Genomic DNA, 12,299 nt, shown 5'->3' on the forward strand with positions numbered 1-12,299 from the left:
CAGGCCCAGCATGTGCGGCGGACCCGCGTTCGAACCTAGTTAAATCGAGGTAAGGCGACGTTGGCGTCGCTGGTCGCGAAGATTTGCGGGTGTTACGGAGTTACATCTCGCGGGGCCCGGGGGGCGCCCGCGCCCATCAAGTTGGTGACCATGAATTCAGTGAAGTTCGGCGCAGGCCTTGGCCTGGCCGCTGCGTTTTCGATTTCCGCCGCGCCTGCCCTCGCCGACGAAGGCATGTGGACCTACGACAACTTCCCCCTCGCCAAGGTGAACCAGGACTATGGCCTGAAGCTGGACCAGAGGTGGCTGGACCGGATGCAGGGGGCCTCGGTCCGCCTGACCACCGGCTGCTCGGCCTCGCTGGTCTCGGGCACGGGCCTCGTCTTCACCAACCATCATTGCGTGGTCGAGTGCGTCCAGGACCTGTCGTCCGGCGACAAGGACTTCGTGAAGGACGGCTTCCTCACCGCCACGCGCGACGAAGAGAAGAAGTGCCCGGGGATGCAGGCCGAGATCCTGGCCTCGATCACCGACGTGACCAAGGACATCCAGGCCGCCGGCGCGGGCAAGACCGGTCAGGACTTCGTGCGGGCTCGTGAGACCGCCATGGCCGCCGCCGAAAAGGCCGGCTGCGGCGATGACGCAAATGTCCGCTGCCAGGTGGTGAGCCTCTACCGGGGCGGCCAGTTCAAGCTCTACAAGTACCGCAAGTACGCGGATGTGCGGCTGGTCTTCGCGCCTGAGTTCGCGACCGCGTTCTTCGGCGGCGACCCGGACAACTTCAACTTCCCGCGCTTCAACCTTGATGTCGGCTTCGTGCGCCTGTACGAGAACGGCAAGCCGGCCGTGACGCCGACGCATCTGAGCTGGGTCAGCCGTGCGCCGCAGGAGGGCGAGGCGACCTTCGTCTCCGGCAATCCCGGCTCGACCAACCGCCTGATGACCGTCTCGCAGCTGGAGACCCTGCGCGACCTGACGATTCCGGTCGGTCAGCTGCAGCGCTCCGAGATCCGCGGGCGCCTCGCGCAGTTCGGCCAGGAGAGCGCCGAGCACAAGCGCATCGCCACCGATCCGCTGTTCGGCATCGAGAACAGCTTCAAGGTGTTCTATGGCCAGCAGTCGGCGCTGAACGACAAGGCGTTCATGGACGCCAAGCGCGCCCAGGAGGCTGAGCTGAAGGCCAAGGTCGCCGCCGACCCGAAGCTGACCGCCGAGATCGGCGATCCGTGGGGCGACATCGCCAAGGCGCAGGACGCCTACGCCAACAACTATCTGCGCTATCGCCAGATCGAGGGCGGGGCGACCTACTCGAACCTCTACTACTATGCCCAGACCCTGGTCCGGGCCGCCGAGGAGCGCGCCAAGCCGAACGCCGAGCGTCTGGCCGAGTACGCCGACACCCGCCTGCCGCTGGTCGAGAAGAAGGTGCTGGACGCCAAGCCGGTCGACGCCGAGCTGGAGGAGGTCTACCTGGCCTTCTGGCTGTCGAAGACCCGCGAATACCTGACCACGGACGACGCTGCGGTGAAGACCCTGCTGGGCAAGGAGAGCCCCGAGGGCCTGGCCAAGCGGGCGGTGGCCGGCTCGAAGCTGGGCGATCCGGCGGCGCGCAAGGCGCTGTGGGACGGTGGGCTGGAGGCGATCAAGGCCTCGGACGACCCGATGATTCAACTGGTGCTGCGCAACGAGCCGGCGGCCCGGGCGGTGCGCAAGGTCTGGGAGACCGAGGTCCAGGCCCCGACGGACTCCGCCGCTGGGCGCGTGGCCCGCGCCAAGTTCGCGGCCTATGGCGACGCGGTCTATCCCGACGCGACGTTCAGCCTGCGGCTGTCCTACGGCAAGGTCGCCGGTTGGAGCTATCGCGGCGTGACCGTTCCGGCGACGACCAACTTCGCGGGGTTGTACGACCGGGCGACCGGCGCCGAGCCCTACAGGCTTGCGCCGCGCTGGGTCGAGGCGCAGGCCAAGGTCACGCCGACGACGGTCTACAACTTCGTCACCACCAACGACATCATCGGCGGCAATTCCGGCTCGCCGGTGGTGAACGCCAAGGGCGAAGTGCTGGGCGCGGCCTTCGACGGCAACATCCACTCGCTGGGCGGCGCCTTCGGATATGACGGCTCCATCAACCGCACCGTGGTGGTCGCGACCTCCGCGGCGACCGAGGCGCTGTCGAAGGTCTATGGCCGGACCGCGCTGGTGAAGGAACTGACGGGGAAGTAGGCCGCTCGGCAATATCCATAGGTCATCCCCGAAAGCGCGGAGCGCTTGTCCGGGACCCATGAACACCGGATCGTCGTGTAGGCGGCTCTGGCCTCGCCATCTGGTGAACCGCGGCGCGAATGGGTCCCGGACAGCCGCAAGCGGCTTCCGGGATGACACGACGTGTTGCTTGCGACTTCAGGCCGTTCATATTTGCGGAATGTCCAGCCTCCGCATGCCGCAGGGATCGACGTCGCCGCTGTTCAAGAGCGGCGCGAGCATTCTCGACTACGAAATCCAGGAAGAGCGCGGCTATGCGCTCGGGCGCGCCGGGGAGCGGGTCGAGCGGGCGCTCGCGGCGCTGAAGGCGTTCGACGGTCCAGACGAAGACCGCGCGCCGCTGTTGAAGGAGGCCGCCACGGCGGTCTGGTACTACTTCATCCAGCGTGAGGCGTGCGGCATCCGCAACCAGAAGCCGGCCATCGAGCACTACGGCATTCCGCGCGAAGTGCTGATGCGGCTGGGCGCGACCTAGGCCTTCATCCGACGGGCCAGGTCCTGCAGCGTCGCGCGCAGGTCGACGATCTCGTTCAGCGGCAGGTGCAGCTGGCAGGCCAGGGCGGCCGGGACTTCCGCCGCTCGCGCCTGCAGCGCCCGCCCGGCGTCGGTCAGCTCGATCTGCACCTTGCGCTCGTCCTGGGTGTCGCGGCGGCGGGTGACAAAGCCGGCCGCCTCCAGCCGCTTGAGCAGCGGGGTGAGGGTGCCGGAGTCGAGGTCGAGCGCCTGGCCCAGCGCCTTCACCGTGCGCGGGGCGTCTTCCCACAGCGCGAGCATCACCAGGTACTGCGGATAGGTGAGGCCGAGCGGCTCCAGCAGCGGGCGATAGGCGCGCGTGACCAGCCCGCTGGCGGCGTAGAGCGCAAAGCAGAGCTGGTTGTCGAGGCGCAGCAGATCGCCGGCCGCGGGTGCGGCCGGCGTCGTCGGCGAGGATTTGGTCTTGGCGGTCATTCAGCTCGCACAGATATCGCAACATCGACGTTGCCGCGAATGGCGTTGGAATAAGGGCAGACCTGGTGGGCCGACGCCACCAGCGCTTCGGCGGCGGCCTGGTCCAGGCCCTGGGTCTCGGCGTCGAGCGCCACGCCCAGCTTGAAGCCGCCCTCGGCCCGCGGATGCAGCTCGACCGTCGCGGTCACGGCCGCGCCCTTGAGCGGGATCTTCTGCTGGCCGGCGATGTAGCGCACGGCGTTTTCGAAGCAGGCCGCGTAGCCGGCCGCGAACAGCTGCTCGGGATTGGTGCCGCCGCCCTTGCCGCCCATTTCGCGGGGGAGGGCGAGGTCGAGGCTGAGCAGGCCGTCCTGGGATTCGACGTGGCCGGCGCGGCCGCCGACGGCGCGGGCCTGGGTGGCGTAGAGAGCGGTCATTTGTTTGTCTCCAATTGCATTGTACACAATTAAATATGATGCAAATGGGGTTCGTCAAGGGGCGGCGATGCGCGCGCTTGCCTGACCCGGCCCCGGCGTAGTCAATAGCCCCAGAAAACCTGCGCGAGTCCGCGCGGACCGTGAGAGATATTGGGCTGTCGCCGTTTCCGCGCGACGGGCCCGGGGGCCATGAATGTTTCGTCCTGAGAACGCCCAGAGCCTGGCCGGCCTGGGCTTCATCATCGCCGTTTGCTGGGCGCTGTCGGAGAACAAGAAGGTTTTCCCCTGGCGGCTGGCCCTGGGGTCGGTGGCGGTGCAGGTGGGGCTGATCCTGCTGCTGTTCGGCCTGCCCGGCGCGCAGGCGGTGATCGAGACGATCAACCGCGGCGTGGACGGCTTGGCCGCGGCCACGGCCACCGGCACCCAGTTTGTGTTCGGCTATATGGGCGGCGGCGCCCAGCCCTATGAGGTGACCAATTCGGGGGCGCTGTTCGTCTTCGCCTTCCAGGTGCTGCCGCTGATCCTGGTGATCTCGTCGCTGTCGGCCCTGCTGTGGCATTGGGGGATTCTGAAATGGATCACCCGCGGCTTCGGCCTGCTGTTCCAGAAGACCATGGGCCTGGGCGGCGCCTCGGCCCTGGCGGTGGCGGTGAACATCTTCCTGGGCATGATCGAGAGCCCGATCGTGATCCGCGCCTATCTCGACAAGCTGACCCGCTCCGAACTGTTCCTGATGATGGTCGTCGGCCTGGCCACGGTGGCCGGCTCGACCATGGTCGCCTACGCCACGATCCTGAAGACCGTGCTGCCCAACGCCGCCGCGCACGTGCTGGTGGCCTCGATCATCTCGGCCCCCGCCGGCATCCTGCTGGCCAAGATCATGATCCCCGAGAAGCCGGGGCAGGGCGGGCTCTACGCCGACTATTCCTCGCTGCTGAAGTACGACAGCTCGATCGACGCCATCAGCAAGGGCACGATGGACGGACTGACCGTGGTGCTGAACATCTCGGCGATCCTGATCGTGTTCGTCGCCTTCGTGGCGATCGGCAACGGACTGCTGTCGGTCCTGCCGATGGTCGGCGGCGAGCCGGTGACCATCGAGCGCGTGCTGGGCCTGGTGTTCTCGCCGCTGGCCTGGGCCATGGGCGTGCATTGGGACGAGGCGCTGAAGGCCGGCTACCTGCTGGGCGTGAAGCTGATGCTGACCGAGTTCATCGCCTTCATCCAGCTGGGCGCGGTCCCGGCGGGTGAGATGACCGAGCGCACGCGGATGATCCTGACCTACGCGCTCTGCGGCTTCGCCAATGTGGGGTCCGTCGGGATCACCGTGACCGGCATGGGCGTGCTGATGCCCGAGCGGCGCAACGAGATCATCGGCATGGTCTGGAAGGCGCTTATCGCCGGCTTCCTGGCCACCTGCATGACCGGCGCGCTGGTCGGGGCCATGCCGCGAGAACTGTTCGGACAATAGCAGCGGCCGTCAGAGCCGCCGGAGGACCAGGGATGAAGCTCTACGACACCGCGATGGCTCCCAATCCGCGCCGGGTGCGCTGGTTCATGGCCGAGAAGGGCATCGACGACATCGAGATCGTCCAGCTCAACCTGATCCAGGGGCAGCACAAGCAGGCGGACTATCTGACCAAGGCCGGCCTGCCCAACGTGCCGGCGCTGGAGATGGACGACGGGACCTGCATCACCGAGTCTCTGGCGATCTGCCGATATCTGGAGAGCCGCTACCCGGAGCCGAACCTGTTCGGCGCGACGCCGGAGGAAGCCGCCGTGGTCGAGATGTGGACCCGCCGCGCGGAGATGCTGGTCGCCAACCCGTTCATGCTGGGCGTGCGCCACACGCACCCGGCGCTCGCGGCGCTGGAAGCGCCCAACCCGCCGGTCGGCGAGTACAACAAGGAGGTCGGGCTCAAGGGCCTGAAGGTGCTCGACCGCCGGCTGGGCGAGAGCGTGTGGCTGGCGGGAGATCGCCTGACCATCGCCGACATCATCGCCTTCATCGGCATCGACTTCACGCGGATGATCAAGCTGCCGATCCCGGCGGAGCTGTCGAACCTGGATCGCTGGGCGCAGGCCATGCGCAGCCGCCCGGCGGCGAAGGCGGCGATGTGAGGGGCCTAGGTTTCGCCCTTGCGTTGGCGCTGGCGCCGCTAGGCGCCGTCGCCGCCGAACTGACCATCGTGCCGCCCGGCGGCGCAGCCAAGGTGCTGAGCCAGGCGGACCTGGCCGGTCTGCCGCGAGAGAGCGTGAAGCTGGGCGCCAAGACCTATGAAGGACCGGTGCTGGCCTACGTCCTGCGCGCCGGCGGCATGCCGGTCGGCGCCAAGCTGCACGGCGATCCGCTGCGGGCCTATGCGGTGGTCAGCGGCAAGGACGGGTTCAAGGCGGTCTACTCGCTGGCCGAGCTGGACCGCGACTATCATGCCGGCACGGTGATCCTGGCCGACAAGGTCGACGGGGCGCCGCTGGCCGACAAGGAGACGCCCTGGCGGCTGGTTCTGTCGGAAGACAAGAAGGCGTGGCGCAGCGTCTACGGCGTCACGAAGATCGAGGCGACGATCGTCCCCTAGGCGCGGGTCGCCCAGACCTCGCGGCTGACCGCGAGCTTGTCGCCGGTCTCGTCGCTGAAATAGGGCGTGAAGCCCTCACGCAGATAGACGTGGCGGGCGCGGTCGTTGCCGGGGCGCACGTGCAGGCTCACACCCTCGGCCGCAGTGTTGGCGAAGATCCAATCGACAGCGGCGCGGAAGAGGGCGCTGCCGGTCCCCCGGCCGGTCTTGTCGACCGCGATCCGGCGCAGCAGCGCCGTGGGCGCCGTGAACTCCTGGACGATCACGAAGCCGGCGAGACCGTCGCCCTGGCGGTAGCCTAGGTAACGGGCGTCGGGCGAGGCGAACTGGGCCTCATGCTCCGCCTCGCTGAACTGGCCGATGAAGGCGTCGTAGCCCGGCAGGCGCTCGATGCGCATGACCTCGGCGATGTCGGCCGTCGTCAGCGGAACGAGCGCGGCCACGGGCCTAGTCCCTCAGCGTCCGCATGATGGAGCGGACGCCAAAGGCGGTCAGGACGCCGGTCATGATGCAGATGACGATCTCCATCGAGAGGTCCACCACCTGGTTCGGCGAGGTCGCGCCACGCGTCCCGCTCATCGCCGCGAACATGATCAGGTCCATGACGAAAAACAGGAAGATCGGTCCGGCCACCAGGACCATGAGCGCCGAGGGCGCGATCTTCTTGGCGGTGGCGGCGTCGAGCTTCTTCATGGGTCAGCTCCGGGGCTTGGTCTTCTTGATGATCGCCGAGAAGCTCATCACCGGCTCGCCCCCGGTGGTGATCAGGCCGCGGACGAACACCATGCTGCGGGCGGCCTTCACGACCTCGCCGCGGCACTCGACCAGCGAGCCCTCGGGGACCGCGCCGACGAAGTCGCCGTTGAACTGGGCGGTGACGCTACGGCTGTCCTGCAGGTCGTCGCGGGCGATCACGAACAGGCAGTAGTCGGCGAAGGTCATGATCGCGCCGCCGTGCATGAAGCCGCCGCCGTTCATATGGTGCTTTTCGGCGCGCATCGCGCAGACGCGCTGTCCGGTCTCGTCGACCCGGTAATAGAAGGGGCCAGCATGATCCTCGAACGGGTCGTTGCCGTACAGCACCCAGCCGGCCCACTCGCCGTCCTTTACGACCTGGTGCTTCCAGCCGCCGCTTTCGAGTTCTTCGCCGCCGTCCATTCCGTCCCCTGACCCCTAGAAGGGTTTGCTCGCCGCGTTCTCAAACACTAGTTTGCGGCCCTTATCACGAATGCGAACTAGGCGGCGGGGACATACGATGCAAGGCCGGACTGTCTATCTCTGTGGCGGACTGCGGACGCCCATCGGCCGCTATGCCGGCGCCCTGTCGAAGGTGCGGGCCGACGATCTGGCCGCCCATCCGCTCCGGGCGCTGATGGCCGCCTATCCCAAGCTCGATTGGGCGCGGGTCGACGAGGTCATCTACGGCTGCGTCAATCAGGCCGGCGAGGACAACCGCAACGTCGCGCGTATGGCGCTGCTGCTGGCCGGGATGCCGGAAAGCGTGCCGGGCCTGACGGTCAACCGTCTCTGCGCCTCGGGCCTGGACGCCGTGATCGCAGGCGCGCGGGCGATCGCCTCGGGCGACGCCGACCTGATCGTCGCCGGCGGGGTCGAGAGCATGAGCCGCTCGCCCTTCGTCATGGCCAAGCCGGACACGGCGTTCTCGCGCACGCCGGAAATCTACGACACCACCATCGGCTGGCGGTTCGTGAACCCTGCGCTGAAGAAGGCCTATGGCGTCGACGCCATGCCCGAGACCGCCGAGAACGTGGCCACCGACTACCAGATCAACCGCGAAGACCAGGACGCCTTCGCACAGCGCAGCCAGGCCCGCGTCGGCGCGGCCCGCGCCAAGGGATTCTTCGAGGGCGAGATCGCTCCGGTCACCATCAAGGACCGCAAGGGCGACATCGTCGTCGCCCAGGACGAGCATCCGCGTCCCGACACCAGCCTGGAGGCGCTGAGCGCGCTGAAGCCGATCGTCCGCGAGGGCGGCACGGTGACGGCGGGCAACGCCTCGGGCGTCAATGACGGCGCGGCGGCGCTGCTGCTTGCCTCCGCCGAGATGGTCGAGAAGCTGGGCCTTGAGCCGTTGGCCCGCATCGAGGCCGGCGCCGCCGGCGGCGTGGCCCCGCGGATCATGGGCGTCGGCCCGGTGCCGGCGGTCGAGAAGCTGACCGCCCGGCTCGGGATCAAGGTCGGCGACTTCGACGTCATCGAACTCAACGAGGCCTTCGCCGCCCAGGCCCTGGCCTGCACCCGCGCCTGGGGCTTGCCCGACGACGCGGCGCATGTGAACGCGCACGGCGGCGCCATCGCCATTGGTCACCCGCTGGGCGCCTCGGGCGCGCGGATCGCCCTGACGGCGGCCCGCACCCTGCAGCAGAATGGCGGCGACCGCGCCCTGGCGACCATGTGCGTGGGGGTGGGGCAGGGCTCGGCCCTGGCGCTGGCCCGCGTCTGATGCGGACCCTGGTCATCGCGGCGCTGGGCGTCACGCTTGCGGCCGGCGCCGTGCAGGCGCAAGTCCCGACCATACCGGTCGAGGCGCTGAAGGCCGCAGGGCTCGACCCGCACACCAAGGTCGATGGCGGCGCGGTCCAGGTTCTGACCGGGCAGCGGGCCGTCATCGACATCGATGACAGCGGCAAGCTGAAGCTGGAGGACGTGGAGACTGGCCGCATCGGCATGGCGGCGTCCGACGGCAAGGAAACCTACAAGGGCGCGGGCGCCGGCAAGCTGGCCTTCGCGCTCGACGCCTCGGTCGAGAAGCGCCAGTCGATCCTCAAGATCTGGAACGGCCTGACCCGTCCGCTGGCCTATGAGGCCGAGATCACCGCCCTGCGCGGCGGCAAGCTGATGAAGCGGATGAGCACGATCTGCACCGTGCCAGCCGGCGCGGTGGGCTATGAGGTCTGGCCCGATCCGGTTATCAGCGTCACCCTTTCCAAGTTCGCCGAGACCCCGGCGGACAAGCACGTCTGCCAATAGCCGAGACTTCTCAATGGCCCTGGACCTCGAAACCCGCGAACAGCTCATCGACACGGTGCGCCGGTTCGTCACCGAACGGCTGCGGCCGCTGGAGGCCAAGGTCTCCGAAGACGACGCCATCCCGCAGGAGGTGGTCGAGGAGATGAAGGGGCTGGGGCTGTTCGGCCTGTCGATCCCCGAGGAGTTCGGCGGCCTGGACCTGTCCATGGAGGACGAGTGCCTGGTCGGCGTCGAGCTCGAGCTGGGCCGCACCAGCCCGGCCTTCCGCTCGGCGTTCGGCACCAATGTCGGCATCGGCAGCCAGGGGCTGGTGATGTTCGGCACCGACGCCCAGAAGGCCAAGTACCTGCCGGGCATCGCCTCGGGCGAGATCATCACCTCGTTCGCCCTGACCGAGCCGGAGGCCGGGTCGGACAGCGCCAACGTCCAGACCACCGCGATCCGAGACGGCGACGTCTACGTCCTGAACGGCACCAAGCGCTTCATCACCAACGCCAACAAGGCCGACCTGTTCACCGTCATGGCGCGGACCGATCCCTCCAAGGCCGGCGGCGGCGGGGGCGGGGTTTCGGCCTTCCTGGTGGAGCGCAACCTGCCGGGCCTGTCGGTCGGCAAGCCCGAGAAGAAGATGGGCCAGCARGGCGCGCACATCTGCGACGTGATCTTCGACAATGTCCGCGTGCCGGTCGAGAACCGCCTGGGCAATGAGGGCGAAGGCTTCAAGGTCGCCATGCAGGTGCTGGACCGCGGSCGGCTGCACATCTCGGCSGTCTGCATCGGCGTGGCCGAGCGTCTGCTGGCCGACTGCGTGGCCTATGCGACCGAGCGCAAGCAGTTCGGGCAGGCGATCTCCAGCTTCCAGCTATGATCGCCGACAGCAAGACCGAGGCGCTGGTCGCCAAGGCGATGACCATGGAGACCGCCCGCAAGCGCGACGCCGGACAGAGCGTGACCATGGAAGCGGCGGCGGCCAAGTACTTCGCCTCYGAGATGGTCGGCCGGGTGGCCGACCGCGCCGTKCAGATCTTCGGCGGCGCCGGYTATGTCGCCGACCACGGCATCGAGCGGTTCTATCGCGACGTGCGGATCTTCCGGATCTACGAGGGCACCAGCCAGATCCAGCAGGTCGTCATCGCCCGTGAAACCCTGAAGCGGGGCGGCTGATCATGAGCATCGACATGGAAGCCGTGATCTTCGACGTGCTGGGCAAGCTCGCGCCCGGCAAGTCGGCCTCGTCGGAAGAGGTGGCGCGCGCCGCCGACAACGAGAACTGGCGTCGCCTGACCGGCCACGTGCGCAACACCGCGCGCGGCCTGGCCCGGCAGGGCAAGATCGTCATCACTCGCCACGGCAAGCCCGCGGACCCGGAGAAGTTCAAGGGCGTCTACCGCCTGCGCATGCCGCTGGAGGGCGAAGTTGTCGCGCCGCCGGCCGCCGCCGGCGATGTGGACGAGTAAGGCCTCGTCTCCCATATCGGGCCGATGAGCCTTTCGGCCGTTCTCGACGATATCGCAGCCTGCCGGGCCTGCGCCGGCGAACTGCCGCATGAGCCGCGACCGGTGGTGCGCGTCAGTACGCAGACCAGGCTGCTGATCTGCGGCCAGGCGCCGGGCCGGCGCGTACACGAGAGCGGGATGCCGTTCACCGATCCCTCCGGCGACCGGTTGCGGAGCTGGATGGGCGTCGACTACGAGACCTTCTATGGCCGGCCGGAGATCGGCGTTGCTGCCATGGCGTTCTGTTTCCCGGGGACCAACCCCAAGGGCGGCGATTTCCCGCCGCCGCCACGCTGCGCCCAGCTATGGCGGCCGCAGTTGCTGGCCGGCCTGCCGCGGGTCGAGCTGACCCTGCTGGTCGGCGGTTACGCGCAGGACTGGGCCCTGGGGCCGCGCGCCAAGGGCAACATGACCGAGACGGTGCGCGCCTGGCGTGACTATGCGCCGGCGTTCCTGCCCATGCCGCACCCGTCTTGGCGCAATACCGGATGGTTGAAGCGGAACCCCTGGTTCGAGACCGAGGTGGCGCCCTATCTTCGCCAAAGGGTTCTGGAGATCTTGGGCTAGTGAAACGCCTCGCCGCCATCCTCGCCGCCGTGATGCTGAGCGCCTGTACGCCCCTGATGGTGCAACAGGCCGGCGCTCCGCCGATGGGATTCCAAGGGCCGCACCTGCAGGACGACGCGTTCGTCTCGTTCGACGGCGCGCGGCTGGGGCTGACCCGCTGGGAGGCGCAGGGCGAACCGCAGGCCGTGGTCGTGGCGCTGCACGGCATGAACGACTACGCCAACGCCTTCCATCTGGCCGCCCCCTACTGGGCGCAGAACGGCGTGACCACCTACGCCTTCGACCAGCGGGGCTTTGGACGCTCGCCCAACCGCGGCATCTGGGGCGGCGACGAGCTGATGATCGAGGACCTGCGGACGATCACCACGGTGGTGCGCCTGCGCCATCCCGGCGTGCCGCTGATCGTCGCCGGCGAGAGCATGGGCGGGGCTGTGGCGATCGAGGCCTTCGCCTCCGATCGGCCGCCGGAGGCCGACCGGCTGATCCTGATGGCGCCGGCGGTGTGGGGATGGTCGAACCAGCCGCTGCCCTACAAGACCATGCTGTGGCTGGCCTCGCGGTTCACGGCCGCCAAGGTCTATGAGCCGCCGCGCTGGCTGACCAGCCGCGTGAAGCCGACCGACAATCGCGACGAGCTGATCGCCATGGGCCGCGATCCGTTGATGGTGTGGGGCGCGCGCTCGGACACCCTCTACGGCCTGGTCGCGATGATGGAGCGGGCTTGGTCCTCGATCGGCGAGATCAAGGTCCCGACGCTCTACATCTACGGCGCCAACGACGAGATCATTCCCGAGGCCCCCTCGTTCCAGGCGGCCAAGCGGCTGAAGTCGAGCGATCGTTCGGCCTACTACGACAAAGGCTGGCACCTGATGACTCGCGACCGACAGGGACCGGTCGTCTGGGCGGACCTGCTGTCCTATATCAAGAGCCCCGAAGCGCCGCTGCCGTCCGGCGCCCCGACCATTCCAGGCGCGCGGACGCAGCCCAATGCGCCGATCAACGCCGAGGCCGCAGGTCGCATCAGAGCGGGCTTGTGAAGC

Annotated in this window: 15 protein-coding genes and 1 pseudogene; 11 read left to right on the top strand and 5 right to left on the bottom strand. The window is 68.3% G+C overall.

The annotated features are described in order from the left end of the window. The first annotated feature begins 150 nt into the window (after positions 1 to 150). Positions 151 to 2,223 carry a S46 family peptidase gene (locus ASC79_RS17025; protein WP_056023602.1) on the top strand — a complete coding sequence of 691 codons (2,073 nt, stop codon included), beginning with the start codon at positions 151 to 153 and terminating at the stop codon, positions 2,221 to 2,223. A gap of 214 nt (positions 2,224 to 2,437) precedes the next feature. Next, on the top strand, positions 2,438 to 2,737 hold the full coding sequence (locus ASC79_RS17030; RefSeq protein WP_200937218.1) for a DUF6665 family protein: 300 nt from the start codon (positions 2,438 to 2,440) through the stop codon (positions 2,735 to 2,737). Here ASC79_RS17030 and ASC79_RS17035 read toward each other — a convergent pair. Beyond that, positions 2,734 to 3,210, bottom strand: coding sequence for a MarR family winged helix-turn-helix transcriptional regulator (locus ASC79_RS17035; protein ID WP_056021734.1), 477 nt, complete (start codon positions 3,208 to 3,210; stop codon positions 2,734 to 2,736). The genes ASC79_RS17030 and ASC79_RS17035 overlap by 4 nt on opposite strands. Next, complete coding sequence (locus ASC79_RS17040; RefSeq protein WP_056021731.1) at positions 3,207 to 3,626, bottom strand: organic hydroperoxide resistance protein; 420 nt, start codon at positions 3,624 to 3,626, stop codon at positions 3,207 to 3,209. Before ASC79_RS17040 ends, ASC79_RS17035 begins: the two co-directional genes overlap by 4 nt. A gap of 193 nt (positions 3,627 to 3,819) precedes the next feature. Between ASC79_RS17040 and ASC79_RS17045 the strand changes: the two genes are divergently transcribed. From ASC79_RS17045 to ASC79_RS17055, 3 genes are read left to right on the top strand one after another with little or no spacing between them, the layout of a single operon-like run. After that, the gene (locus ASC79_RS17045) at positions 3,820 to 5,097 is read left to right on the top strand and encodes a NupC/NupG family nucleoside CNT transporter (RefSeq protein WP_056021728.1); all 1,278 of its coding nucleotides are present in this window, start codon (positions 3,820 to 3,822) and stop codon (positions 5,095 to 5,097) included. A 32-nt stretch (positions 5,098 to 5,129) separates the two neighbouring features. Further along, on the top strand, positions 5,130 to 5,747 hold the full coding sequence (locus ASC79_RS17050) for a glutathione S-transferase family protein (RefSeq protein WP_056021726.1): 618 nt from the start codon (positions 5,130 to 5,132) through the stop codon (positions 5,745 to 5,747). Continuing rightward, the gene (locus ASC79_RS17055) at positions 5,744 to 6,205 is read left to right on the top strand and encodes a hypothetical protein (protein WP_156378371.1); all 462 of its coding nucleotides are present in this window, start codon (positions 5,744 to 5,746) and stop codon (positions 6,203 to 6,205) included. The genes ASC79_RS17050 and ASC79_RS17055 overlap by 4 nt, the downstream gene beginning before the upstream one ends. On the opposite strand, the gene ASC79_RS17060 is transcribed toward ASC79_RS17055, so the two are convergent. The 3 genes from ASC79_RS17060 to ASC79_RS17070 are packed head-to-tail and all read right to left on the bottom strand — an operon-like array spanning position 6,202 to position 7,363. After that, positions 6,202 to 6,648 (bottom strand): GNAT family N-acetyltransferase, encoded by a 447-nt coding sequence (locus tag ASC79_RS17060; protein ID WP_056021719.1) that lies wholly within the window; start codon positions 6,646 to 6,648, stop codon positions 6,202 to 6,204. The two genes, ASC79_RS17055 and ASC79_RS17060, sit on opposite strands and share 4 nt — an antisense overlap. Positions 6,649 to 6,652: 4 nt before the next feature. Beyond that, positions 6,653 to 6,898 (bottom strand): hypothetical protein, encoded by a 246-nt coding sequence (locus ASC79_RS17065; protein WP_056021716.1) that lies wholly within the window; start codon positions 6,896 to 6,898, stop codon positions 6,653 to 6,655. Between the two features lie 3 nt (positions 6,899 to 6,901). Then, positions 6,902 to 7,363: a PaaI family thioesterase gene (locus tag ASC79_RS17070; RefSeq protein ID WP_056021714.1), complete on the bottom strand. Its 462-nt coding sequence runs from the start codon at positions 7,361 to 7,363 to the stop codon at positions 6,902 to 6,904. A 97-nt stretch (positions 7,364 to 7,460) separates the two neighbouring features. Between ASC79_RS17070 and pcaF the strand changes: the two genes are divergently transcribed. The 6 genes and pseudogenes from pcaF to ASC79_RS17100 all read left to right on the top strand — a co-directional run bounded on the left by pcaF (position 7,461) and on the right by ASC79_RS17100 (position 12,296). Continuing rightward, positions 7,461 to 8,669, top strand: coding sequence for a 3-oxoadipyl-CoA thiolase (gene pcaF, locus ASC79_RS17075; RefSeq protein WP_056021711.1), 1,209 nt, complete (start codon positions 7,461 to 7,463; stop codon positions 8,667 to 8,669). Further along, positions 8,669 to 9,196 carry a hypothetical protein gene (locus ASC79_RS17080; protein WP_056021708.1) on the top strand — a complete coding sequence of 176 codons (528 nt, stop codon included), beginning with the start codon at positions 8,669 to 8,671 and terminating at the stop codon, positions 9,194 to 9,196. Before pcaF ends, ASC79_RS17080 begins: the two co-directional genes overlap by 1 nt. A gap of 13 nt (positions 9,197 to 9,209) precedes the next feature. Then, positions 9,210 to 10,360: pseudogene (locus tag ASC79_RS17085) on the top strand (acyl-CoA dehydrogenase family protein). Between the two features lie 2 nt (positions 10,361 to 10,362). Continuing rightward, the gene (locus ASC79_RS17090; protein ID WP_056021705.1) at positions 10,363 to 10,653 is read left to right on the top strand and encodes a DUF3253 domain-containing protein; all 291 of its coding nucleotides are present in this window, start codon (positions 10,363 to 10,365) and stop codon (positions 10,651 to 10,653) included. 24 nt (positions 10,654 to 10,677) lie between these two features. After that, positions 10,678 to 11,259 (top strand): uracil-DNA glycosylase family protein, encoded by a 582-nt coding sequence (locus ASC79_RS17095; RefSeq protein WP_056021702.1) that lies wholly within the window; start codon positions 10,678 to 10,680, stop codon positions 11,257 to 11,259. Beyond that, the gene (locus ASC79_RS17100; protein WP_056021695.1) at positions 11,259 to 12,296 is read left to right on the top strand and encodes an alpha/beta hydrolase; all 1,038 of its coding nucleotides are present in this window, start codon (positions 11,259 to 11,261) and stop codon (positions 12,294 to 12,296) included. Before ASC79_RS17095 ends, ASC79_RS17100 begins: the two co-directional genes overlap by 1 nt. Positions 12,297 to 12,299: the final 3 nt, after the last annotated feature.

Origin of the sequence: Phenylobacterium sp. Root1290 (genome assembly GCF_001425305.1) — a bacterium.
In the GTDB taxonomy this organism is placed as follows: domain Bacteria; phylum Pseudomonadota; class Alphaproteobacteria; order Caulobacterales; family Caulobacteraceae; genus Phenylobacterium.

Bases quoted from the DNA above. Each gene is read 5' to 3' on its own strand.
- ASC79_RS17045 (WP_056021728.1), top strand. From the start codon at position 3,820: ATGTTTCGTCCTGAGAACGCCCAGAGCCTGGCCGGCCTGGGCTTCATC.
- ASC79_RS17035 (WP_056021734.1), bottom strand. From the start codon at position 3,210: ATGACCGCCAAGACCAAATCCTCGCCGACGACGCCGGCCGCACCCGCG.
- pcaF (WP_056021711.1), top strand. From the start codon at position 7,461: ATGCAAGGCCGGACTGTCTATCTCTGTGGCGGACTGCGGACGCCCATC.
- ASC79_RS17095 (WP_056021702.1), top strand. From the start codon at position 10,678: ATGAGCCTTTCGGCCGTTCTCGACGATATCGCAGCCTGCCGGGCCTGC.
- ASC79_RS17065 (WP_056021716.1), bottom strand. From the start codon at position 6,898: ATGAAGAAGCTCGACGCCGCCACCGCCAAGAAGATCGCGCCCTCGGCG.
- ASC79_RS17080 (WP_056021708.1), top strand. From the start codon at position 8,669: ATGCGGACCCTGGTCATCGCGGCGCTGGGCGTCACGCTTGCGGCCGGC.
- ASC79_RS17070 (WP_056021714.1), bottom strand. From the start codon at position 7,363: ATGGACGGCGGCGAAGAACTCGAAAGCGGCGGCTGGAAGCACCAGGTC.
- ASC79_RS17090 (WP_056021705.1), top strand. From the start codon at position 10,363: ATGAGCATCGACATGGAAGCCGTGATCTTCGACGTGCTGGGCAAGCTC.
- ASC79_RS17025 (WP_056023602.1), top strand. From the start codon at position 151: ATGAATTCAGTGAAGTTCGGCGCAGGCCTTGGCCTGGCCGCTGCGTTT.
- ASC79_RS17040 (WP_056021731.1), bottom strand. From the start codon at position 3,626: ATGACCGCTCTCTACGCCACCCAGGCCCGCGCCGTCGGCGGCCGCGCC.
- ASC79_RS17050 (WP_056021726.1), top strand. From the start codon at position 5,130: ATGAAGCTCTACGACACCGCGATGGCTCCCAATCCGCGCCGGGTGCGC.
- ASC79_RS17030 (WP_200937218.1), top strand. From the start codon at position 2,438: ATGCCGCAGGGATCGACGTCGCCGCTGTTCAAGAGCGGCGCGAGCATT.